Annotated in this window: 19 protein-coding genes and 1 pseudogene; 15 read left to right on the top strand and 5 right to left on the bottom strand. The window is 37.9% G+C overall.

Annotation, left to right across the window (positions count from 1 at the left end; all coding sequences use genetic code 11):
* Positions 1-50 precede the first annotated feature (50 nt).
* Both polA and J0J33_RS01675 read left to right on the top strand, forming a co-directional pair.
* Positions 51-2666 (top strand): DNA polymerase I, encoded by a 2616-nt coding sequence (gene polA / locus J0J33_RS01680; protein ID WP_019335280.1) that lies wholly within the window; start codon positions 51-53, stop codon positions 2664-2666.
* A gap of 547 nt (positions 2667-3213) precedes the next feature.
* Complete coding sequence (locus tag J0J33_RS01675; protein WP_019291575.1) at positions 3214-4392, top strand: MFS transporter; 1179 nt, start codon at positions 3214-3216, stop codon at positions 4390-4392.
* Between the two features lie 10 nt (positions 4393-4402).
* Here J0J33_RS01675 and J0J33_RS01670 read toward each other — a convergent pair whose 3' ends face one another.
* Positions 4403-5137: a DUF975 family protein gene (locus J0J33_RS01670; RefSeq protein ID WP_019292988.1), complete on the bottom strand. Its 735-nt coding sequence runs from the start codon at positions 5135-5137 to the stop codon at positions 4403-4405.
* A 134-nt stretch (positions 5138-5271) separates the two neighbouring features.
* Between J0J33_RS01670 and tgt the strand changes: the two genes are divergently transcribed.
* From tgt to J0J33_RS01650, 4 genes are all read left to right on the top strand, one after another.
* Entirely contained in the window at positions 5272-6420 is a 1149-nt protein-coding gene (gene tgt, locus J0J33_RS01665) for a tRNA guanosine(34) transglycosylase Tgt (protein WP_173817269.1), read from the top strand.
* Positions 6421-6526: 106 nt separating this feature from the next.
* Positions 6527-8494, top strand: a complete 1968-nt coding sequence (locus J0J33_RS01660) for an alpha-amylase family glycosyl hydrolase (protein WP_019292987.1) — start codon at positions 6527-6529, stop codon at positions 8492-8494.
* 84 nt (positions 8495-8578) lie between these two features.
* Positions 8579-9328, top strand: a complete 750-nt coding sequence (locus J0J33_RS01655) for a tRNA1(Val) (adenine(37)-N6)-methyltransferase (RefSeq protein WP_019291572.1) — start codon at positions 8579-8581, stop codon at positions 9326-9328.
* Between the two features lie 159 nt (positions 9329-9487).
* Positions 9488-10537, top strand: a complete 1050-nt coding sequence (locus tag J0J33_RS01650; RefSeq protein ID WP_173817270.1) for a BMP family protein — start codon at positions 9488-9490, stop codon at positions 10535-10537.
* A 29-nt stretch (positions 10538-10566) separates the two neighbouring features.
* Here the strand turns inward: J0J33_RS01650 and J0J33_RS01645 are convergent, their stop codons facing one another.
* From J0J33_RS01645 to J0J33_RS01630, 4 genes are all read right to left on the bottom strand, one after another.
* Entirely contained in the window at positions 10567-10791 is a 225-nt protein-coding gene (locus J0J33_RS01645; RefSeq protein ID WP_003133519.1) for a DUF1797 family protein, read from the bottom strand.
* Between the two features lie 50 nt (positions 10792-10841).
* A complete protein-coding gene (locus tag J0J33_RS01640) occupies positions 10842-12176 on the bottom strand; it encodes a glycosyltransferase family 4 protein (protein ID WP_173817271.1) in 1335 nt (444 codons plus the stop codon).
* A 12-nt stretch (positions 12177-12188) separates the two neighbouring features.
* Complete coding sequence (locus J0J33_RS01635) at positions 12189-13187, bottom strand: glycosyltransferase family 4 protein (RefSeq protein ID WP_019292984.1); 999 nt, start codon at positions 13185-13187, stop codon at positions 12189-12191.
* Positions 13188-13283: 96 nt separating this feature from the next.
* Positions 13284-14501 (bottom strand): S1C family serine protease, encoded by a 1218-nt coding sequence (locus J0J33_RS01630; RefSeq protein ID WP_019291567.1) that lies wholly within the window; start codon positions 14499-14501, stop codon positions 13284-13286.
* 303 nt (positions 14502-14804) lie between these two features.
* On the opposite strand from J0J33_RS01630, the gene rlmH reads away from it, so the two are divergent.
* The 9 genes and pseudogenes from rlmH to J0J33_RS10920 all read left to right on the top strand — a co-directional run.
* The gene (rlmH, locus tag J0J33_RS01625) at positions 14805-15284 is read left to right on the top strand and encodes a 23S rRNA (pseudouridine(1915)-N(3))-methyltransferase RlmH (RefSeq protein WP_019291566.1); all 480 of its coding nucleotides are present in this window, start codon (positions 14805-14807) and stop codon (positions 15282-15284) included.
* A complete protein-coding gene (locus J0J33_RS01620) occupies positions 15281-15928 on the top strand; it encodes a DNA alkylation repair protein (RefSeq protein WP_173817272.1) in 648 nt (215 codons plus the stop codon). The genes rlmH and J0J33_RS01620 overlap by 4 nt, the downstream gene beginning before the upstream one ends.
* Before the next feature lie 74 nt (positions 15929-16002).
* Positions 16003-16338 carry a preprotein translocase subunit YajC gene (gene yajC / locus J0J33_RS01615; RefSeq protein WP_019292982.1) on the top strand — a complete coding sequence of 112 codons (336 nt, stop codon included), beginning with the start codon at positions 16003-16005 and terminating at the stop codon, positions 16336-16338.
* Between the two features lie 199 nt (positions 16339-16537).
* Complete coding sequence (locus tag J0J33_RS01610) at positions 16538-17275, top strand: isoprenyl transferase (RefSeq protein WP_019292981.1); 738 nt, start codon at positions 16538-16540, stop codon at positions 17273-17275.
* Entirely contained in the window at positions 17272-18066 is a 795-nt protein-coding gene (locus J0J33_RS01605; RefSeq protein WP_019291563.1) for a phosphatidate cytidylyltransferase, read from the top strand. Before J0J33_RS01610 ends, J0J33_RS01605 begins: the two co-directional genes overlap by 4 nt.
* Before the next feature lie 176 nt (positions 18067-18242).
* Entirely contained in the window at positions 18243-19490 is a 1248-nt protein-coding gene (rseP, locus tag J0J33_RS01600; protein WP_086583290.1) for an RIP metalloprotease RseP, read from the top strand.
* 26 nt (positions 19491-19516) lie between these two features.
* A complete protein-coding gene (locus J0J33_RS01595) occupies positions 19517-21367 on the top strand; it encodes a proline--tRNA ligase (RefSeq protein WP_017369962.1) in 1851 nt (616 codons plus the stop codon).
* A 467-nt stretch (positions 21368-21834) separates the two neighbouring features.
* Positions 21835-22209, top strand: coding sequence for a hypothetical protein (locus J0J33_RS01590; protein WP_019291560.1), 375 nt, complete (start codon positions 21835-21837; stop codon positions 22207-22209).
* Between the two features lie 105 nt (positions 22210-22314).
* Positions 22315-22911 (top strand): annotated as a pseudogene (locus J0J33_RS10920) (PolC-type DNA polymerase III N-terminal domain-containing protein); the annotation flags it as partial.
* Positions 22912-23363: the final 452 nt, after the last annotated feature.

Below are 23363 nucleotides of genomic sequence, written 5' to 3'. Positions count from 1 at the left end.
AAGAAGCTAAGGCTTCTTTTTTTTTATAAATTTAAGGTATAATAGGAGTTATGGAAAACAAGAAAAATAAATTACTGCTTATTGATGGTTCTTCATTAGCATTCAGGGCTTTTTTCGCCCTCTATAATCAAGTAGATCGTTTTGTGGCTCCGAGTGGCTTACATACCAATGCGATATATGGCTTTCATCTTATGCTTAATAATTTGGTCGAAAGATTAGAACCTAATCATGTTCTGATTGCATTTGATGCAGGAAAAACAACCTTTAGAACGGAAATGTTTTCTGCTTACAAAGATGGGCGAGCACGTACACCAGATGAATTCCGCGAACAATTGCCTTTTATTAAGGAGCTGATTGAAAAGTTAGGCTATAATCATTATGAGCTTAAAAACTATGAAGCAGATGACATTATTGGTACTTTAGATAAAATGGCTGAACTCCCTGAAGCTGGCGATTATGATGTTACAATCGTAACTGGGGATAAGGATTTGATTCAGTTAGTGGACTCAAATACGACAGTCGAAATTTCGAAAAAAGGTGTGGCTGAGTTTGAAAGCTTTACACCGGCTTATTTATTGGAAAAAACGGGCTTAACGCCACAACAGTTTATTGATCTTAAAGGTTTGATGGGTGATAGCTCGGATAATTATCCAGGTGTAACAAAAGTCGGCGAAAAGACGGCTATGAAGTTGCTTCAAGAGTGGGGATCTATTGATAATCTCTATGAGAATATTGATTCACTTAAGAAAAGTAAGATGAAGGAAAATCTTATTGCTGACCGTGAAATGGCCTTTTTATCTCGTACTCTTGCAACGATTGATACGAAATCTCCGATTGAAATTGATCTTGCTGATACTTTGATTAAGCCTGTGGATGCAGCAGAATTGATCAAGTTTTATGATGAGATGGGATTTGCGCAATTCAAAGCCAAACTTGAAACGGCAGAAGCAGATGAAGTTACGCTTAGTTTTGAAGTTGTGGAAGATGCAACAGATATTTTAGTGGACAAAGATGATTTCTTTTATATTGAAATTTTAAATGAGAATTACCACAAAGAAGATATCATTGGGTTTGCTTGGGGAAATGAAGAAAAAGTTTTTGTATCAAAGAATACAGAACTCCTAAAGAATTTCCCTTTTCCTGAAAATACATATGATTTTAAGAAAAATAAAGTTTTGCTTCATCGCTTAGGTATTGAACTACCGACAGCCAAGTACGACAGTATGTTAGCTAAATATCTTATTTCTACAACAGAAGATAATAAGGTTGAAACTATTGGTCGATTATTTGCTAACAAGTATATATCTACTGATGAAGAAGTTTACGGCAAAGGAGCAAAACGTCGTATTCCTGAAGATGAAATTCTTTTCAAACATTTGGCAGGTAAAATTCATGTCTTAGCTACAACGAAAGCGGTAATGATCCAAAATCTCGAGGAAAATGAACAATATCATCTTTTGACAGAAATGGAACTTCCCTTGGCCAACGTGTTAGCTAAAATGGAAATAGCAGGAATAGCTGCTGAAGTGAGCACCTTAGAAGAAATTGGTGCGGCAAATCAGAAGATGATTGCTGATTTAACTGAAAAAATTTATGAACTTGCAGGTGAAGAATTTAATATTAATTCGCCTAAGCAACTTGGAGTCATTCTTTTTGAAAAATTACAGTTGCCGCATGGGAAAAAAACAAAGACAGGCTATTCAACAGCAGCAGATATTTTAGAAAACTTGGCTCAAGACTATGAACTAGTAGCCAAAATACTCGAATATCGTCAAATATCAAAAATTCAATCCACTTACGTGCAAGGGTTGATTCCGCAAATAGCTGAAGATGGCCGTATCCATACACGATATGTTCAAGATTTAACGCAAACAGGTCGTCTCTCCTCGATTGATCCAAATCTGCAGAATATTCCAGTACGCCTAGAAGCTGGACGCTTGATTCGTAAAGCTTTTGTCGCAGCTGAAGATAATATTCTTTTGAGTTCCGACTATTCGCAAATTGAACTTCGGGTTTTGGCACATATGTCTAAAGATGAACATCTTATTGATGCTTTTAATCATGGTGCTGACATTCATAGCAGTACAGCAATGCGTGTTTTCAACATAGACAAGCCTGAAAATGTTACGCCTAACGATCGTCGCAATGCGAAAGCTGTCAATTTTGGTATCTCCTATGGAGAAACAGAATATGGACTCGCTAAACGCTTGAGTATTTCCAATAAGGAAGCAGCAGAGATGATCCAAGCTTACTTTGAGCGTTATCCTGGAGTTGCCAATTATATAGCGGAAACAAAACGTGAAGCCAAGGATAAAGGCTATGTAAGCACGATGTTTAATCGCCGGCGTAAACTGCCAGAAATCAATAATCGCAACTTTATGGTGCGACAAGGTGCAGAACGTCAAGCAATTAATGCCCCGATTCAAGGGTCAGCCGGAGATATCTTGAAAATTGCCATGATTAATCTTGATGCAGCATTGTCAGAAGGCAAGTTTAAAGCCAAATTATTGCTACAAGTTCACGATGAGATTATTCTTGAAGTACCTAAGGAAGAACTTACGGCGGTTCAAAACTTGGTGAAACAAACTATGGAATCTGCAGTAGAGTTAAATGTTCCCTTACTTGCAGATGAAAATACGGGCGACAGCTGGTATGAAGCAAAATAAATTTTTAAAAATAGAAAAAAACACTCTCTAACAATAGAGAGTGTTTTTTAGTAGTTTTGACTGCTTACCGTACGAATTAACCAGATGAAGAAGGCAATAATCGCTAGTGTGAAAAGGAAATGAGTATTGAAGAAGAGAAAGAGTCCGCCCAGAAAAAGTTTTGCAAGGAAGATAAAAAGAAGCAATGGCAAGATGAACTTAACAAAGCCCTTGAGAAATAGATAAGTGCATAGAATAAAGAATAATAAGAATAGCATAGTCGTTAACCCTCTCGATTTATTTATATCTTTATTATAACATTCTAAAATCTAGGGACAATCAGTCTTTCGAATGAATTTTAAAACTCTCCTTTGTTGTTCGTAAAACTTATGTAGACGAACAGGTGAGGCAAATGTGAAGCTTCAGGAAATTAAAATAGGCAGAAAAATGATATAATAATATGTAACTAAAATTAAGCTATAATCAAAAAATGCTAGGATAAGCTCTCGGAAACGGGAGTTTTCCTGCTTTTTATTTGATTGATAGCGGATACAAGTGAAGGAGAAAAATGAAAAAAGAAAAGTTATGGACGCCAAGTTTTATTATTAATATGCTACTCAATTTTATATATTATTTAGTATTTTATATTCCAACGATTGTTATTGGTACACATGCGATGGCAAAGTATAATGCTTCTGCGGGTACAGCCGGAATTTTGACAGGTCTTTTCATTGTAGGTAGCTTATTTGCACGTCTTTGGGCGGGGAACAACATTGCAAAATGGGGTGTTAAGAAAATGCTCTTTATGGGAACAAGCATTTATTTGCTCTTTGGTTTGGTATACTATCTTGTACCAAGTGTTGAGAGCTTGCTCGTTCTTCGTTTCCTACATGGTATTGGTTTTGGTATAGCAACAACAGCTTCAGGGACTTTAGCAGGAGCAACGGTTCCTTCTTCTCGGCGAGGGGAAGGTATCGGTTATTATGCTTTATCGGTAACGATGTCTTCAGCTATCGGTCCTTTCCTCTCCATGTTTCTTTATGGTAAATATGGTTTTACACTCTTAATTCATCTTTCAAATGTGCTCTTGCTACTTGCACTTATTGGTATCTTCTTTATTAAAGCGCCTCATACAACTGTAGCTAGTTCAGAAAGTATTAAGAAGAAATTCTCTTGGTCAAATTATTTTGAAAAGAAAGCTGTTTCTATTTCTGTAATAGGGATGCTGATAGGTATTGCTTATTCAAGTATTTTGGCATTTATGAATACTTATTCCTCAGAAATTGGGCTTGCAACAGCTGGATCCCTGTTCTTCCTTATTTATGCCTTAGCAATATTGGTTTCACGCCCTGTAACTGGTCGTATCTTTGATATCAAGGGTGATAATTATGTGATGTACCCTGTCTTTATCTTTTTTGCAATTGGCTTGGTACTGATCGGTTGGGCACAGTCTTCAATTATTCTACTGGTGGCAGCTATTTTTATTGGACTGGGTTATGGTTCATTTTCACCTTTTGGTCAAGCTATTGCAATACGTAGCTCAGGCGTTGATCGTTTAGGTGTAGCCACATCGACATTTTTTGGCTTTTTAGATATGGGTGTAGGTTTTGGTCCTTTCATCATGGGGCTTCTCGTTCCATTTTTAGGTTATCGTAATTTGTATTATGCATCAGCAATATTTATCGTTTTAATCATTGTTATCTATTATTTCACCCATGGGAAAAAAGTAAAAAAAGAAGCTCAGTAAGAGCTTCTTTTTAATATGCAGTTTGATTCATGTTTCTCTTCGTATCGATTAAGTTTTGATAATAAGCGATAGTAGACATTTCGATATATGGGGTTGTCCAGAATTTAGCAAGACCTAAAGTAATACCTGAGAGGATATACCATAAGATGAAGCTCAACAAGAAGAGGAAATAATCCCCACGTGAGCCACGCATTACTTGAGCAGAGGCATTGAGCACGCCCCAAATACCAGTATAAGTCCCAGATTCTAATTGGTCAAAAAGAATGTAATCTTTTTGTGACCAACCTAGGCCAAGATAGATAGCAAAAGGGATACCAATAATCGTCACTGTTAAAAGACCAATGAGGAGTGCAGTCACTAAGTGAAGAACAAATATTTTTGTCCAACTGCCGTCTTTAAAAGGAGTAAAGACATTTTTAAAGCGTGGATTTTCTCTTTCGCCACGGTATATTTTAATGTAGTTGAAACGCGCACCCACAGTGATAACATCTATAATGACCGAAATCATGAGGCCAATCAGCCCGCCGATAAGTATTCCTATGAGTATAGAAAGTAATAGTCCTGTTGTAATAGTATTGGCATCAAAATTATTGACTGTATCCATATTGGAATTATAATTTGATTGGTAAGTCATGTTTGTTGAGATAATTCCCCAGAAAATTGGAATTAAGAACAAACGTAATTTGGCACCAAAGTTTTCTCTCAGAGCATCCTTAGCTCTTTCTTTTAAATCTTTAAACTTCATAGTATCCTCCATTTCTTAGAATACCATAAAAGACGGGGCTTCACAACCAAAAACTTTTAGAGAAAGGAGGTTATAGACTGGCTGGGAAAAATCAAAGAAATTTGGTATACTTGTAGAAGTTTAAAGGAGTTTACATGACTGAACATGCAATAAGATACAGACTGATTAAAAAAGAAAAACATACAGGCGCGCGTCTCGGTGAAATTATAACGCCACATGGGACTTTTCCAACACCTATGTTCATGCCTGTAGGAACACAAGCCACGGTTAAGACACAATCCCCAGAAGAACTTAAAGAGATGGGTTCTGGGATTATTCTTGCCAACACCTATCATTTGTGGCTTCGACCAGGCGATGAGCTTGTTGCTCAAGCAGGCGGTTTGCACAAATTTATGAACTGGGATCAGCCTATTTTAACAGATAGTGGTGGCTTCCAAGTCTATTCTTTAGTACAAAACAAGAAAAATATCAGTGAAGAGGGTGTTAAGTTTAAAAGCCATCTCGACGGTCGCGAACTTTTCCTCAATCCAGAAAAAGCGATTTCTATCCAAAATAATTTAGGTTCTGATATCATGATGAGCTTTGATGAATGTCCACCTTTCTATCAACCTTATGATTACGTCAAAGCTTCTGTGGAACGTACATCCCGCTGGGCAGAGCGTGGCCTAAAAGCGCATCAACGCCCACATGATCAAGGACTTTTTGGTATCGTGCAAGGTGCTGGCTTTGAAGATTTACGCCGCCAATCTGCGCGTGATCTCGTCAGCATGGATTTCCCTGGTTATTCTATTGGCGGACTTGCTGTAGGTGAGTCTCACGCTGAGATGAATGCCGTACTTGACTTTACAACACCGCTTTTACCAGAAGATAAACCACGTTATTTGATGGGTGTTGGTGCACCTGATAGTTTGATTGACGGTGTCATTCGTGGTGTAGACATGTTTGACTGCGTGCTACCCACACGTATTGCTCGTAATGGTACCGCAATGACAAGTTTCGGCCGTGTGAATATTAAAAATGCCAAATATGAGCTTGACTTCACACCTCTTGATCCAGAATGTGATTGCTATTGCTGCTCAAACTACACCCGTGCTTACTTGCGTCATTTATTCAAGGCTGACGAAACTTTTGGTCTGCGCCTTTTAAGCTACCATAATTTACATTTCTTGATTAACTTGATGACAAATGTTCGTCAAGCTATCATGGATGATAATCTTCTAGAATTCAGAGAAGATTTTTGTGAAAAATACGGCTATAATAAGCCAAATGCTAAGAACTTTTAAAAATAAAAAACAGAGAAAATTTACGTTTTCTCTGTTTTTGTTTAAATCCCTCATAAAAATATAATCCAACATCTAAAAATGGTAAAATAAGGGAAAGATTGTCACCATGATTAAGAGGAGGTTTCTCAGAATGTTAAATATTTTGCAGTATGATCCATACCTAGAACCATATAAGGAGGACTTATCCTACCGCTTATTTGAATTTTCAAGAACGAAGAAGAGATTGCTAGGAATGGAGGGGAAACTTACAGATTTTGCCAATGGTCATAAATATTTTGGCTTTCAACAAGAAAAAGAGTATTGGACTTTCCGTGAATGGGCGCCTCATGCTGAAAAAGCTTTTTTAGTAGGGGACTTTAACGATTGGACAGACAAACATGAACTAAAGGCAGCTTATGGTGGTGTATGGGAAATAGCTGTACCAGGAGATTTACCACTTGGTTCCAAGGTAAAGGTTAAACTTGTTATCAACGGAGCTGAAGTTTATAGAGTGCCTTCTTATGCGCTCTATGCTGTTCAAAATGAACATTTCGAACTGGACGGTGTGATTGTTGCCCCACAATATCAATTTCAGCATTCTTCGCCTCTCTTAGAAGAGGAAGCACCACTTATTTATGAAGCTCATATTGGAATTTCTAGTGAAGAGCATAAAATAAATACTTATCAAGAGTTTACACGGGATGTTTTACCTCGTATTAAGGCAGCGGGCTATAATACGATTCAGCTTATGGCTATTATGGAGCATCCTTTATATGCAAGCTTTGGTTATCAAGTTTCTAACTTTTTTGCAATATCAAGCCGTTTCGGAAAACCTGAAGATTTGATGGCTTTGATTGATACAGCACATGGGATGGGACTTCGTGTTTTATTGGATGTGGTCCATTCACATGCTGTAAAAAATGTTGGAGACGGTCTGAATCTTTTTGATGGAAGTAGTGATCAGTACTTTCATCAAGGCGCGCGTGGCGAACATGCAGCTTGGAACACAAAGTTGTTTAACTATGGTAAAGATGAAGTTATTCACTTTCTTTTATCTAACCTCAAGTTTTGGTTAGAGACTTATCATTTTGATGGTTTCCGCTTTGATGGGGTCACGAGTATGTTGTATCATCATCATGGACTAGGGACAAGCTTTGATAGTTATAAGAAGTATTTTTCAACAGAGACAGACATTGAAGCAGTTGTTTATCTTATGCTGGCTACTGAACTTGTCCATCAAGTGAATCCACAGGCAACACTGATTGCAGAAGATATGTCAGCCATGCCAGGAATGGCACTTCCTATCTCTGAGGGAGGGATTGGTTTTGACTATCGCCTTTCGATGGGGGTGCCGGATTATTGGATTAAGCAATTTAAAGAAAAATCTGATGAGGACCTTGATTTAATGCAACTTTGGTGGGAATTAACCACACGACGTCCCGGAGAAAAGAACATTGGCTATGTGGAAAGTCATGATCAGGCTTTGGTTGGAGATAAGACGCTCATGATGTGGCTGGCCAATGAAGCAATCTATGATGCGATGGATATCCACAGTGAATCAATGGTGGTTGATCGCGCCGTTGCCTTGCATAAAATAGTACGCTTGATTACCTTTAGTTTAGCCGGAGAAGGCTACCTCAACTTTATGGGAAATGAATTTGGTCATCCAGAGTGGTTGGATTTTCCAAGAGAAGGCAATCATGATAGTTTTCAACATGCTCGTCGTCAATGGTCTCTCGCAGCAAAGGAGCATTTGCGTTACCAATACCTGCTCAAGTTCGATCATGACATGATTGCTTTAGAAAAAAACTATCACTTTTTGAAACAAAGTGATAGCTTGCAACAATACTGGATAAAAAATGAGAATAAGCTTTTAGCTTATCGTAAGGGAAATTTGCTGTTCGTTCTTAATTTCCATCCGACCATGGAACAACGACTCCAGCTCGATGTGCCTAATCCTCCGACATTTCTTCTCGATACAGATGATCGAAAATATGGAGGATTTGGTCCTCGATCAAGCTTTTCTTATCAAAAAGAAACGGGAAAACTTAAACTTTCATTAGCTGCACGCACAGCGATGGTCTTTCAATTGTAAAAGTTAGAGCGAGCATTGTCTCGCTTTTTTTGTCTACCTGCTTTTCATCAAGAATTTTAGAAATGAAAATTGTATAATAGAAGAATGACTAAAATCGAATTAAAAGCTGGTGAACGTATAGATCAAATCGCGGCATCGAATGTCCAGATTATTCAAAGTCGAGAGGTTTTTTCCTTTTCGATTGATGCTATTCTCCTTGCAAGATTTCCACGCCTTCCAAAAAAAGGGAAAATTGTGGATATGTGTGCGGGAAATGGAGCAGTGGGCCTTTTTGCCAGCTCAATGACTAATGCACATATTACAGAAATTGAATTGCAAGAACGTCTAGCAGAAATGGCACAGCGCTCCATTAAACTAAATGGCTTACAAGAACAAATGACTGTTATCAATGATAACTTGAACAAGTCTTTAGACTATATCAATACCTCAACAGTTGATTTAATTTTTTGTAACCCACCATATTTTAAGCTGGATGAAGCGAGCCATATTAATAATAATCACCATTACACACTTGCACGCCATGAGTTAGCGACAAATCTTGATGAAATTTTTGAAACCAGCAAGCGTCTTTTAAAAACAAATGGTCATTTGGCTCTGGTCCATCGTCCCGATCGTTTTTTTGAGATTATAGATAAAATGAGGGCTCATAATCTGATTCCCAAACGCATTCAGTTTGTTTACCCAAAAGCCAATCAAGCAGCAAATATACTACTGATTGATGCGATTAAAGATGGGAAAGCAGGGGGAGAAGTTTTTCTTCCACCTTTGATTGTACACGGAGAGGATGGCGCTTATACAGAAGAAATTCGCAAAATCTATTATGGTAAAGCATAAACGTTTTAAGATTGATTATGCCAGAGATTATCTGGTATTTTTTTTATAAGAAAAAATGTAAAATTTTACAAAAAGACGATTTTTACGAGAAAATATTTTCAAAAAATCTATTCTTATGTTATAGTAGGTATCTATTAAATTTTGGGAGAATTTTATTTAATGAATAAACGAATTTTAACACTTGGTGCACTTGCACTTGCCTCCGTAACTATTCTAGCTGGCTGTCGTGGACGTAATAGTGAATTAGCGGGTGCTGCAACAGACTTAAAGGTAGCACTTGTTCCAAGTACAGGTGGGGTAGATGACCGTTCATTTAATCAATCCGCTTGGGAAGGCCTACAAGAGTGGGGCAAGGAAAACGGTTTGTCACAATCAAAAGGTATTAACTACTTTAACGCAAGTGCTGTTTCTGAATATACAACCAACTTTAACTCTGCTGTTTCGGCAGGTTATGGTTTAGTATTCGGTGTTGGATTCGATCTCCAAGAAGCGACATCACAGGCAGCAAAAAATAATCCTGATACAAAATTTACAATTATTGATTCAGTGATAAAAGGTCAAGACAATGTTGCCTCAGCAACTTTCGCAGATCAAGAAGCAGCTTATCTTGCAGGTGTAGCTGCAGCAAAAACCACCAAAACAGATAAAGTCGGTTTTGTGGGCGGGATGCAATCGGATATTATCACTGCATTTGAAAAAGGTTTCACCGCTGGGGTAAAATCAATTAACCCTGATATAAAAATTGAAGTACAGTACGCGGGTACTTTTACTGATGCAGCCAAAGGAAAAACAATAGCTGCAGCAATGTATGGTTCAGGTAATGATGTTATTTATCAAGCAGCAGGTGGTTCTGGTGCCGGTGTCTTTTCTGAAGCTAAAGCTCTTAATGCTACAAAAAATGAAGCAGATAAAGTATGGGTTATTGGAGTAGACCAAGACCAAGAGTATCTTGGAAATTATAAATCTAAAGACGGAAAAGATTCGAACTTTGTCTTGGCTTCATCTGTTAAAGAAGTTGGTGTTGCTGTAAAAGATATTGCGAACAAAACCAAGGATAATAAATTTCCTGGTGGACAAGTTCTTAACTACAACCTAAAAAATGGAGGGGTTAGCCTTGCCAAAGACAACTTGTCAGATAAAACTTGGAAAGAAGTTGAAGTAGCAAAACAAAATATTATTGATGGTAAAGTTACAGTACCGGAAAAATAAAAAAAAACCATCAAAGATGGTTTTTTTGTTTAATAAATCATATCGTAAAGTTCAATCGCTACAAGGTCGATATCATCAAAGATAGCAACATCTTTTTGTTTTGGATATTTGATAGAAAAGGCAGTTTCTTCTGGCACGAAGCTTACAGTTGCAATAACTTCACCTTCGCGCTCAAAGTTGTAAGTTTCTTTTGGATCAGCCGTTTCAATCAAACGATTCAAACGATCCATGATTGCCATCAAATGTGATTTCATTATTTCCTCCAATGCTTATTTTAAGGGACCTTTTAATTGTCCCACAAGCCTTATTTCATATTTTCTTTATCTATTTTAACATAATTCTGTAGATTTTTAGCGAGTTTAGTTGCTTTTTTTGTTAAATATTGCGCCCTAATTTTTTCTCTACGAATAGAACGTTTCATTTTTCTTGACCATTTTTGAGTAACCACATCAAATTCTTCTAAAAAATGCTCAGAATTTTTACGTGCTTGATATTCAACAATGGTGTCTTGATAGAAGTTATAGACTTGTTGTGCGAAGTTTTCTGCAGAAATTTCGTACAATTTTTTAGCAAATTTTTCTTGATCAAGTGTTTGACTTTCTTGTACCGCTGCGACGACCGTATCAACGATTTCTTCATCAGAAGCAAAGAGTCGGCCAAACTCCTTATCATCAATAAGCTCTGTGAGATATGGGTTTACGGTTGCTAAAACACGTGTGCCGGCAGCTAGTGCTTCAAGATAAGTTAAACCTTGCGTTTCAGAAGTTGAAGCTGAAATGAAGAAGTCTGCGGCTTTATAGTAGTAAGCCGTTTTTGTATTTTCTACAGCCCCTGTAAAGACAACGTATTCTTCCATCCCTAGCTCAGCCACTTGATCTTGGAGATTCTTCATATATGGACCATCTCCGACAATGACCAATTTTACAGCAATTTGTTCAACCAACTGTGGCATGGCTGCCACAACTGCTTGAATGTTTTTCTCCGCCGCAATTCGTGAGAGGCTAAGAAGCATTGTTTCATCATCTTTAAGTCCTAAGCTATGACGTAGATCTTGAATCTCCTCGTGAGTAATTTCATCTCGTTTGAAACGAGACAAATCAATCCCTGTAGGAATAATTCGTTTAGGTAAGTCGATACCGTAGCCATTGACAGTATCTAAGACCATTTGGCTGGGGCAAATTATAGCCTCACTACCTCGAAGGAAGTTTTTGATGATATACTTCACCATACTAGGGCGTATCAAATGGCCCTTAGCAATATAATGGACGTAATCCTCATATTTTGTATGTAAAGTATGGATGACAGGAATTTGAAGCTGTTGTGCGACCATTTTTCCTAAGAGTCCCATACCAAACTCTGTTTGTGTGTGGATAATATCAAGCTGGTAAGTTTGTGCAATCTGATAAGCAGCAAAAACTCCCTTGATTACAATCTTACGTTCAGCAAGTGATACAAATGGCACACTTTGGAAACGTATGATATTTTCAGGTTCATGATCGACATCAGCGTGTGGATCTGTTGTAGTAAAGATAAAAACCTGATGTCCGAGTTTTTCTAACTCAATAGTTAAGCTTTGAATACTTGTAGCCACACCACTAATTTGTGGGAAGTAGCTGTCTGTAAAAATTCCGATTCTCATAGTCTTTCTCTTTTATAACTCCAAAGTTTGGCGATAAGCAGCAGCGAGTTCAGCGGCGACATGTTCAATGGCGCGTGTTTGTGCAACTTGATAGCCTTTTTCTGTTTTATCAATTGTGCCGTTCAGTACTTTTTCGAGCTCAGCTACAAAACCATCAACATCTGTTGCTAAACTAGCTGATGTGGTATCGAGCCATCCTTTATAAACTGGTATATCACGTACCACAACATCTTGATGACTGGCCAGTGCTTCTAAAACTACAATACCTTCGGTTTCCTCACGTGAAGGAAAGAAGAAGGCATCAGCAGCAGTCATTGCTCCTTCATAGATGTCTCCTTTGATATAGCCGGGGAAGCGTACATTATCAGGATGGTTCTTTTTAACGATTCGACGTACCCATCCAGGGATGGTCCAAAGGTTTTGATAGCCGAACCAGATGAACTGAACATTTGGCATTTTTTCGGCAACTTTAACGAAATCGTCAATGCCCTTCCGTTTAAAATAAAGTCCGGCACAAATGACCACTTTTTGTTCGTCTTTAATCGTAAAATATTGACGGAAAGCTTCCTCTTTCTCAGGTTTAGCTTGATATTTGTTCAAATCAATCCCATTGGAGATGGGCAAGATAGGACAAGTCAAGCCATACCCACGTAAAAGTCCAGCTGAATAGTCTGTAGGCGTAATCACCAAATCAGCTTTACGATAAAAACGCATCAAGTAGCGTTTAAACAGAGGTGCAATTAAGTTAGAACCGATAAATGAATCTCGGAAGTCTTCCTCTGTAGAGTGTCCGTGGAAGATAACTTTTTTTCCAGCTTTTTTGGCTTTTTTGAGCATCCGCCAACTTTGAGGTCCATAAGTATTGAGATGGAGAATATCATAGTCCTCATTGGGATTTTGCGTCCACTCTACTTGCATTAAATCTAATGCTCTTTGTTGATGTTTCATTGCACGACCAATTCCTGAGCGGCTCAAAATTTGTTCGGCTTCTAAATAAAGTAATATTTTCATGCTTATCACTATTTTACCATAATTCTATTAACAAAAAATAAATATTTATTATAATTCCTTATCAAAAAATCCCCTGTTTCAAGGGGATGTAATTTTTTAATTTTGTTTGTCAAAGTTGATATCACTACTTGTTTTATCCAATTTGATATTCGCAGTAGCCTGTTTTCCGTCACGATAATAAGTTACCTTAATCGTATCACCAATTGAAGACTTATAAAGTGTACTTTGAAGGTTCACGCTTGAAGTGATTTCGTCATCATTGATTTTGACAATAACGTCGCCTTGCTTGAGTCCAGCTTTGGCAGCAGGCATTCCTGATTGAACTTCAGCGATAGCAACACCGTTAGTCACGTTTTCAGGAAGGTTAAGTGAAGCTAACATATTTTGGGAAAGACTTGACAAGTTGACCATTTGTACACCGAGAGCAGGTCGAATAACTTTGCCATCTTTTTCCAACTTATTGATAATGTTAACGACATCATTGGCTGGAATCGCAAATCCCATGCCTTCTACAGAGACACCACTGCTGCTTGTTCCGCTTGGTGTTGAGGTAATTTTACTTGAGGTAATCCCGATGACTTGTCCTTGAATATTTATGAGTGCACCACCAGAGTTACCGGGGTTAATAGCTGCATCGGTTTGAATAGCGTTAACATTAATTGTTTGGCCTTGGCTGTTTTGCAGTGTAACATTGCGATTTAGACTTGAAACAATTCCTTCTGTTGCTGAGTTTGCATACTCACTTCCAAGGGGAGAACCCACCGCGATAGCGGGCTCACCAACAGTAAGTTTGTCAGAGTTGCCGAATGTTGCTGTTTCTTTGACATACTTAGCATCAATTTTGAGGACAGCTAAATCAGAATAAGCATCAGAACCAACAACTTCAGCAGTAACTTTTTGACCACCAGCCATGAGAACTTCTAGGGAAGAAGCACCTTCAATAACGTGATAGTTGGTGACGATATATGCTGTATTGCCATCCTTTTTGTAAATAACACCAGAACCCTCTCCAGCCAGCTGTGGCGTATTACTCTCATTGCTACTTGTATCGCCTCCGCCGAAAATCTTCTCAAAATCGTTGCTTGAGGACGATTTTTGGTAATTAAGAACGGAAACAACAGTGTTCGAAATTTTCTTGATTGCTTTTGTAGTATCTGTATTTACTTGGACGTTAACTGTGCTTACAGAATTGTCCGAAGTGTTGTTAGATGACGGCGTGTTGGTCATATTTTGGTAGATAGCACTACCTCCGAGAGCGATAGCACCTCCGGCTACGCCTGTAATAAGTAATGAGGCGATATTTTTTTTTGCCATAGTACAAGAATCTCCTTTTCCAGTAAGAAATATTTATACACAAGTATAATGTACATTCCTTAAATAATCTTTAATATAATACTTATAATTGCGGGATACTCACATTTATATAATACCTTAAAAGCCACTAAAATGGAAATAGAAAAAGAAGTTTTCCACACTTCTGTGTAAAACTCAATAATAATTGTGAACAAGTGAATAAAATTCACAGCTTTTCCACAAGAATGTGGATAAGTTGTGAAAAATGTTGATAAATCTAGCTTTCATTTTGCTTTCAACTGGGGAAAAAGATAAAATAGAAGAATGAAGATAAAATTAATTGTTGTAGGAAAGCTTAAAGAAAAGTATCTCAAGGATGGCATAGCCGAATACCAAAAGCGTATGCGCACGATGAATCCTGTGGAAATTATTGAGTTGCCGGATGAAAAAATTCCCGACAATGCTTCAGACAAGGAAAAAGAAGCAGTAAAAAATCGAGAAGGTGAAAAAATATTGGCTCGAATTGATGATGGGGATAAGTTGGCAGTTCTTGCCATTCAAGGCAAGCTAATGACCAGTGAGAATCTGGCCGAATTTGTGAAGAACTGTGAAATTTATGGTACGCGTCACTTAGTTTTAGTTATTGGAGGATCTCTGGGGCTATCTGATGCTGTTTATAAACGAAGTGATTTACAATTATCTTTTGGGCGTTTTACTTTACCCCATCAATTAATGCGGCTTGTGCTTATTGAGCAAATTTATCGCGCACAAATGATAAATAGAGGGAGTGCCTATCATAAATGAAAATCATAGAAGACTTTCAGGCCCATGCTGATACAGAAAAGTCAAAGAAGCAAGAAGCTTATTTGCGCAACCAGTTTAAATTTTTAGGGCTTTCAACACCGGTTCGTCGCGAGTTATCAAAAAGTTTCTTAAAGGAAAAAGCTGAAGAAAAGATAATCGATTGGCAACTTGTTGATCGTTTGTGGTCAGAAGAAGAAAGAGAATTTCAATATTTGGCATGTGACTATCTTCGAAAAATGAAGAAGTATCTAAAGACTACAGATTTACCCCAAATTTATCAGCTAGCAACGACAAAATCTTGGTGGGAAACAGTGGATAGTTTGGATGAGTTGGTGGGCACTCTCTTGCTTAGTGGAAAGATAAAATCACAAGATATTTTGAATTGGTCAATAGATGAAAATTTTTGGATTCGTCGTATCGCAATTGATTGTCAGCTTGGTTTTAAAGAAGCGACAGATACAGAACTCCTGTCCTCCGTAATTCGAAATAATCTGGGGTCAAAGGAATTTTTTATTAATAAGGCTATCGGGTGGGCTTTAAGAGATTATTCGAAGACGCATCCAAAATGGGTCGCCCACTTTCTTTCAGAAAATGAAGAAAAACTTGCAAATTTGTCTTTGCGTGAAGCGTCCAAGTATTTATAGACAGCCCTTACAAAATGTGCTATAATAGTCCTATTGTCTGTGGATAATCAATGTTTTAAAGGAGAATTTAATAAATGAATGTTATGTCTTTGATTTTTATGGTTGTTGTTGTAGGTGGGATGATGTTCTTCATGAACCGTAGCCAAAAGAAAGCTCAACAACAACGTCAAGAACAATTGAACTCAATGGTTATTGGCGCAGAAATCGTAACTATTGGTGGTTTACACGGTGTCTTGAGTGGTATGAATGAAGCTGATGCAACGATCGAATTAGATTGTGAAGGCGTTATTTTAACTTTTGATCGTGCAGCTGTTAAAACAGTAAAAAACAATACTGTTGCAGCACCAACAGTTTCTGAAACAACAGTTGTTGAAGAAACTAAAAAAGAAGATAACCCAATCGAAGAATAAGCAGTAAAAGATAAGTTTAAAAGCCTATCACTCGTGATAGGTTTTTTGTTTTTCGAAAACACCATGATTGTATTGTAAAAAACAGGTCTTTTTCTCTTTAGAGAGCCATTACTGCAGTGACTTCAGAGCAAAATGTATCGAATTTACCTGTGTTTTTATCCAAAATATGATAAAATGGGAGTACTAACTGTGAGGTGCTATGTTTAATAACTTAAAAAATAACTCGCAAGAGCAAATTCCAGTGCCACGGCATATTGGAATAATTATGGATGGAAATGGCCGTTGGGCTAAAAGTCAAGGGAAACCAAGAATTTTTGGTCATAAGGCCGGAATGGATGCCCTAAAGACGGCAGCTATCCACGGACAAAGACGTGGTGTAAAGGTAATGACTGTTTATGCTTTTTCGACAGAAAACTGGTCTCGTCCTATGGATGAGGTCAAGTTTATCATGAGTTTGCCCATTGATTTTTATAGTAAATATCTTCCAATTCTTAATGAAGAAAATATTCAAATTCGGATGATTGGCGAGCGTGAAGGTTTACCGAAAGCAACTTTAAATTCAATTGACCGTGCAGCTGCTGAAACAGCCAATAATACAGGAATGATTCTTAACTTTGCCATGAATTATGGCGGACGTCGGGATATCCTTTTGGCTGTTCAAGAGTTGGCAAAAAGTGGCAAAGATTTGGCGGAAATTACAGAAGAAGAACTTTCTGCTCATTTACAGACAGCAATTTTACCTGAAGATTTACGGGATCCTGATTTGATTGTCCGAACATCAGGGGAATTACGTTTGTCTAACTTTTTACCTTGGCAGGCTGCCTACAGTGAGCTTTATTTTACAGACGTAGCTTGGCCAGATTTTGATGAAGCAGCTTTAGATGCTGCTATTTTAGAGTTTCAAAAACGTGATCGCAGATATGGAGGAGTAAAATGATAAAGCGTATAATCACTGCTATTATCGGAGGAGCCGTTTTTATTGGCCTAATGTTGGCAGGCGGTGCCTATTTTCAAATTTTAATAGCATTGTTGGTTATTATAGCGATGAATGAACTGTTCAAGATGCACAAACTACAATTGATGTCTTTTGAAGGAATATTATCAACTATGGCGGCCTTATGCTTGGCTTTGCCGATTGGAAAATATTTCTTTGGCATGGATGTTGAAGGAAGTACTCTTCTCTTCATGCTTTGTTTATTTGGCATGTTGACCGCTATGGTTTTTTCCAAAGGTTCATATAGTTTCGAAGATATTGGCTTTCCTTTTCTCTCAGCCTTTTATGTAGGTATTGGCTTTCAAAGCTTACTCTTGGCACGTGAAAGTGGATTAGCTGTCGTCTTCTTGGCTTTATTTATTGTTTGGTCTACAGATATTGGGGCATACTTTGTCGGGAAATCAATTGGGAAACGAAAATTAATCCCCGATGTTTCACCAAATAAGACGGTAGAAGGTTCTATTGGAGGTATCTTATCTGCAGTAGTCGTTGCAATTTTGATGTTTATTTTTTATAAAAATGACTTGCCTCAAATCGGCTTCGTAAAACTTGTTCTCTTTACCATTGTCTTTTCTATCGTAGGACAAATTGGTGACTTGGTAGAGTCAAGCATCAAACGTCATTATGGGGTAAAAGATTCAGGGAAACTTTTACCGGGACATGGAGGCGTGCTTGATCGCTTTGATAATTTAATCTTTGTCTTCCCAATTATGCATTTATTAGGCTTGTTCTAAGCCTTGAGGTAAAATAATACGAAATAAAAATACTCTCACTTCACATTTTATTACGCTTTAGGTAAAATAGAGTGTTAAGGAGGGTTTTGTTTCAAAGAAAATAAGAAATAAATACACCTTTAAAGTTATTCGCTCACAAGCTGATGAAAAGCTAGAAGATTAAGGGAGGATCTTTATTGATTCAAACATTGGTAACATTTATCATTGTCTTTGGTATTATTGTTGTTGTACATGAGTATGGTCATCTGTTCTTTGCTAAGCGCGCGGGGATTTTAGTCCGCGAGTTTTCCATTGGAATGGGCCCCAAAATTTTTGCACATCAAGCCAAAGATGGTACGTTTTATAGCATTCGTATACTTCCTCTTGGAGGTTATGTCCGCATGGCGGGCTGGGGCGATGATACAACGGAAATAAAAAAAGGAACCCCGGCATCTTTGATGATTGTTGAAAATCAGGTGGTTAAAATTAATCTTTCTGAGCGGGTGACTTTGGAAAATAGTGTCCCCATGCTGGTCACTGAATACGATTTTGAAGAAGCACTTTTCATCGAAGGAGAAGTTTTTGGTGAAACAAAACGTTATTCAGTTGACCATGATGCAACAATTATCGAAGCGGATGGCACGGAACTTCGTATCGCTCCACGAGACGTACAATATCAAAGTGCCAGCGTTCTCGGCAAGATTTTAACAAATTTTGCTGGTCCTTTAAATAACTTTATTTTAGGGATTATAGCTTTTATTATCATCACTTTTATGCAAGGTGGTGTACCTTCTAATACAAATCAAATCGGACAAGTCCAATCTGGCACCCCTGCTTATTCGGCAGGTTTACAGTCAAAGGATAAAATCCAAGCAGTCAATGGTGAAAAAACCAATAACTGGGAAGAAGTTGTCCAAAGGATTGGTGCAAATGATGGCAGTGAAATCAAGCTGGATATCGAACGTGCAGGTGCGACGAAGACACTGGAGCTCAAGCCAGAAAAAATTGACGGAAGATACCGCATTGGTATCACTCAAACAATCAAAACTGGCTTTTTAGATAAGCTAACGGGTGGCTTTACTCAGGCTGCTAACGCAACAACGTTGATATTTAAAGCTTTAGGTAACCTCATTGCACAGCCAAGTCTTGATAAACTTGGTGGGCCCGTTGCCATTTATGATTTAAGTGGGCAAGCAGCCCGAGAAGGCCTATTATCTGTTATCGCTTTACTTGCCATGCTCTCAATTAATCTGGGAATCGTAAATTTAATCCCAATCCCCGTCCTTGACGGGGGGAAAATTGTCCTCAATATTGTTGAGGCCCTACGAGGCAAACCACTTTCACAAGAAAAAGAAGGAATTTTAACACTTGTTGGTCTTGTCTTTATGGTGGTCTTAATGATTGCTGTGACTTGGAATGATATCCTCCGAGCCTTTATTAGATAAGAAACGAAAAATTTAAGGAATAAAATATGAAACAATCAAAAATGCTTATACCAACGCTTCGCGAAATGCCAAGCGATGCACAAGTTATCTCACATGCTCTTTTAGTTCGCGCGGGATATGTCCGTCAAATCTCTGCAGGTATTTACGCTTACTTGCCATTGGCAAATCGTGTGCTTGAAAAACTTAAAACAATCATGCGCGAAGAATTTGAAGAAATCGGTGCGGTGGAACTCTTGGCTCCTGCACTTTTGACAGCAGATCTCTGGCGTGAATCAGGACGTTACGATACTTATGGGGAAGATCTCTACAAGTTGAAAAACCGCGATCATTCCGACTTTATCCTAGGTCCTACACATGAAGAAACAATGACGGCCCTGGTGCGTGATGAAGTTACTTCATATAAAAAACTTCCTTTAAACGTTTACCAAATCCAATCGAAATATCGTGATGAGAAACGTCCACGTTATGGGTTGCTCCGCGGTCGTGAATTCATCATGAAAGACGGTTATAGTTTCCATGCGGACTATGAAAGTCTTGATGAAACTTACAACGACTACAAGCGGGCTTATGAAAAAATCTTTAGTCGTGCAGGACTTGATTTCAAAGCAATTATTGGTGACGGTGGTGCAATGGGCGGTAAAGATAGCCAAGAGTTTATGGCTATCACAGCTGATCGCACGGATCTGGAAAAATGGTTGGTTCTTGGAAATTCTATTGAATCAATTGACGAAATTCCAAACACAGTCATTGAGCAAATCCAAGAAGAACTTGCCAAATGGCTTGTTGCAGGTGAAGACACAGTCGTTTATGCTGACGGTGGTGACTATTCTGCTAACTTGGAAATGGCAACAAACAAGTTTGAAAATATCGCTAGCTATACGGAAACTTTAGAGCTTGAAAAAGTTGCAACACCTGACGCGAAGACAATCGATGAAGTTGCTGCCTTTTTAGAAGCTGACGTTGCTGAAACGATTAAAACACTTGTTTTCCGTGCTGATGAAGAGTTAGTTGTAGTACTGATGCACGGTAATGATGAGTTGAATGAAGTCAAACTCCAAAACTACTTAGGTGCAAGTTCTGTCGAACCTGCCACAGAAGCAGATGTTGAAAACTTAGCTGGTGCTCACTTTGGTTCACTTGGTCCTATCGGTTTGAAAGACGTTAAGATTATTGCTGACCGTGAAGTTCAAGCGGTTAAGAATGCTATCATCGGAGCAAATGAAGATGGTTTCCACTATCGTAATGCTAATTTTGGTCGTGACTTTGAAGTAGACGAATTTGTTGATTTACGTACGGTTAACGAAGGCGAAATGTCTCCTGACGGACGTGGCACACTTAAGTTTGCGCGTGGTATTGAGATTGGACACATCTTTAAATTAGGCACACGCTACTCAGATTCAATGGGCGCCAACGTTCTTGACAAAAATGGTAAGGCAGTGCCGATCGTTATGGGTTGTTATGGTATCGGCGTGAGCCGTTTACTTTCAGCAATTCTTGAACAATTTGCCCGCATTTACGTAGAGAAAACACCACGTGAAGAGTACAAATTCAGCTGGTCAATCAACTTCCCTAAGGAACTTGCACCATTTGATATCCACTTGGTACCAGTCAATACAAAAGATGAAGAAGCAATGGCTGTAACAGCTGAACTAGAAACTGCCCTTCGTGGTAAAGGCTATCAAGTTCTTGTGGATGACCGCAATGAACGTGCAGGAGTTAAATTCGCAGACAGTGATTTGATTGGCTTACCTGTTCGTGTAACGATCGGTAAAAAAGCAAGTGAAGGTATCGTTGAAGTCAAAATTCGCGCAACAGGTGAAGTTGTTGAAATCAATAAAGAAGAACTTGTCAATACGATTGAGATTTTGACGAAATAAGATATCACAGATTAAGCCTCTAAAACTTATCTGGTAAGTTTTTAAAGTATAAATGAAAAGATTGAGATTGGAATTGTCTCAATCTTTTTTATATCTTTTCTTGAAAGGAAAAGATTATGTTACAATTTCTTTAAATAATTTAATAAAATATTAAGAGCAAAAATATATTTAGAGGAAGTTCCTCTTATTCTATTAAGAAATTAAGCAAAGATTATCATGGGAAAAAATAAAGTTAATACTGAAAGGCTTGCAAAGCGATGTAAAATACCTAAAATAATTCTGGCCTATATCTGGTATATTTGTACTAAAAAATGAATTTACTATTAGGTGTATTAAGTTGATGAAATTAAATAAAATAACAACTTTATGGCTTAATAGTAACGATCGGCTTTATTATTTTGCTGTTAATTATCCTTTATAAACTCTTTAAAAGAACTTATAATATCCCAAAGGTGAGGTGTAATATTATGAAATTATTTTTTTGGGGTTTAGCATTTATGCTAGGCACCAATTTTTTGAGGAGATTTGTGCAATGGGGGCTTGTGGCTTTCCTCGAATTTCCCCTCAATCTGACGACAGAATTATTAAGTCTAGCCATTTCAGGTCTTTTCTTATTAGCAGTTTTTATGCTTGGACCTCGGAAAATTGACATCCTAAAGTTAATTTTTTTATCATTTTTATTGCTCACCCATTTTTTCAGTCAGCTTTTCAATCACATGCTTGTGTCTGGTTTTGATTTTCCTGACACTCTAGCTATAGACTTGTTAAGTTTTGCTCTCCCCGCTCTTATCTTTGGAATACTTTTTGCTATCCTAGGGCGAAAGGCTGATGTTTTTAAGTGAAATTTACGTGTTTTTTCTAAAATTAAAAAGGCTGACATCACTTTCAGCCTTTTTAACTTCATAATAATTTCCGATAAAAAGCACAGATGTTGCTTTTTTGTTATAATGGAGGATACAGAAAAAATAGAGATATGCGGAGAAAAAATGGAAAATCTTTTTGAAAAACTGATGGATCAAATAAAAATGCCAAACCAAATTCGCGAATCGGCTCTTTTTTCCAGTGGAGAAATTGAAAATGTCGAAGTACATACGGAACGGAAGCTTTGGAAATTCCAATTAAAATTTGAGAAAATCTTGCCAGTTGAACAGTGGAAGGTTTTGTCTGGATTGATTGAGTCTGCTTTTTCAACTATCGCTGAGACGGAACTTTCGATAACAGTGGACCAACCTGAATTTGATGAGGCGATGCTTAACGATTATTATCAGCTTGCATTGACTTTACCAGACTTAGCAGATACAGCTTTTGCGAATATCTTTAAAAAATATCAGATAGAGCAACGAGGCGTTCAGATCAATCTTTTGGTCGAAGATAATCCTCAGTTGGATCATTTTGTAAAAAAAGACTTCCCTATCTTAGAAGAAAAGTTAAAGGATTTTGGCTTTGGAGCACTTACTATTCGCCCTGTTGTTGACGAAAAGTTAACCTTGGAAAAACGAGAAGCACATGAGCGTAAAGTGCATAACATGCTGGCTGCAGAGTCAGCCTCGCAACAGCAGATAAGTGAACTCAAAAAGCAACGCACAGATGAAGCTAGTGCCAAAACCGAAAAAGCTCCTGAAAAAATTGATACAGCCTTGTCAGAAGGAATTTCATTTGGACGTAAAATTAACGGCACAAGTCCCGTGACTTCGATGAGCTTTATCGCTGGCGAGGGAAGTGGCGTTGTTTTTGAAGGTTACGTCTTTGATGCGCATCATCGTGAGTTTGCCAGCAATGGTACAGGAAAAGTCAATCATGTTTTGGAGATGAAGATTGCGGATGAAACTTCCATCTTCCAAGTTGTTAAATGGGGGCGCAAAGACAATGAGATAGCTCAATTTGACGCGATTGTTGAGAAAGTCAAAGCGGCCAATACAAGTGAAGATGGTGCGATTCAATTTGATCAAGGCATTTGGCTGCGTGTGCGTGGAAATATTGCACATGATGTTTATAA

This window comes from Lactococcus sp. LG1267 (assembly GCF_017309545.1).
In the GTDB taxonomy this organism is placed as follows: Bacteria; Bacillota; Bacilli; order Lactobacillales; family Streptococcaceae; genus Lactococcus; species Lactococcus petauri.
This window is presented reverse-complemented; position numbering and strand designations above follow the sequence as displayed.

Excerpts from the sequence above, each read along its gene's own strand:
- rlmH (WP_019291566.1), top strand. The coding sequence starts at position 14,805 with ATGAAGATAAAATTAATTGTTGTAGGAAAGCTTAAAGAAAAGTATCTC.
- J0J33_RS01645 (WP_003133519.1), bottom strand. The coding sequence starts at position 10,791 with ATGAAATCACATTTGATGGCAATCATGGATCGTTTGAATCGTTTGATT.
- J0J33_RS01590 (WP_019291560.1), top strand. The coding sequence starts at position 21,835 with ATGAAATTATTTTTTTGGGGTTTAGCATTTATGCTAGGCACCAATTTT.
- J0J33_RS01670 (WP_019292988.1), bottom strand. The coding sequence starts at position 5,137 with ATGAAGTTTAAAGATTTAAAAGAAAGAGCTAAGGATGCTCTGAGAGAA.
- J0J33_RS01595 (WP_017369962.1), top strand. The coding sequence starts at position 19,517 with ATGAAACAATCAAAAATGCTTATACCAACGCTTCGCGAAATGCCAAGC.
- J0J33_RS01635 (WP_019292984.1), bottom strand. The coding sequence starts at position 13,187 with ATGAAAATATTACTTTATTTAGAAGCCGAACAAATTTTGAGCCGCTCA.
- J0J33_RS01620 (WP_173817272.1), top strand. The coding sequence starts at position 15,281 with ATGAAAATCATAGAAGACTTTCAGGCCCATGCTGATACAGAAAAGTCA.
- J0J33_RS01610 (WP_019292981.1), top strand. The coding sequence starts at position 16,538 with ATGTTTAATAACTTAAAAAATAACTCGCAAGAGCAAATTCCAGTGCCA.
- J0J33_RS01675 (WP_019291575.1), top strand. The coding sequence starts at position 3,214 with ATGAAAAAAGAAAAGTTATGGACGCCAAGTTTTATTATTAATATGCTA.
- J0J33_RS01650 (WP_173817270.1), top strand. The coding sequence starts at position 9,488 with ATGAATAAACGAATTTTAACACTTGGTGCACTTGCACTTGCCTCCGTA.
- J0J33_RS01655 (WP_019291572.1), top strand. The coding sequence starts at position 8,579 with ATGACTAAAATCGAATTAAAAGCTGGTGAACGTATAGATCAAATCGCG.
- polA (WP_019335280.1), top strand. The coding sequence starts at position 51 with ATGGAAAACAAGAAAAATAAATTACTGCTTATTGATGGTTCTTCATTA.
- J0J33_RS01640 (WP_173817271.1), bottom strand. The coding sequence starts at position 12,176 with ATGAGAATCGGAATTTTTACAGACAGCTACTTCCCACAAATTAGTGGT.
- yajC (WP_019292982.1), top strand. The coding sequence starts at position 16,003 with ATGAATGTTATGTCTTTGATTTTTATGGTTGTTGTTGTAGGTGGGATG.
- J0J33_RS01660 (WP_019292987.1), top strand. The coding sequence starts at position 6,527 with ATGATTAAGAGGAGGTTTCTCAGAATGTTAAATATTTTGCAGTATGAT.
- J0J33_RS01605 (WP_019291563.1), top strand. The coding sequence starts at position 17,272 with ATGATAAAGCGTATAATCACTGCTATTATCGGAGGAGCCGTTTTTATT.
- tgt (WP_173817269.1), top strand. The coding sequence starts at position 5,272 with ATGACTGAACATGCAATAAGATACAGACTGATTAAAAAAGAAAAACAT.
- J0J33_RS01630 (WP_019291567.1), bottom strand. The coding sequence starts at position 14,501 with ATGGCAAAAAAAAATATCGCCTCATTACTTATTACAGGCGTAGCCGGA.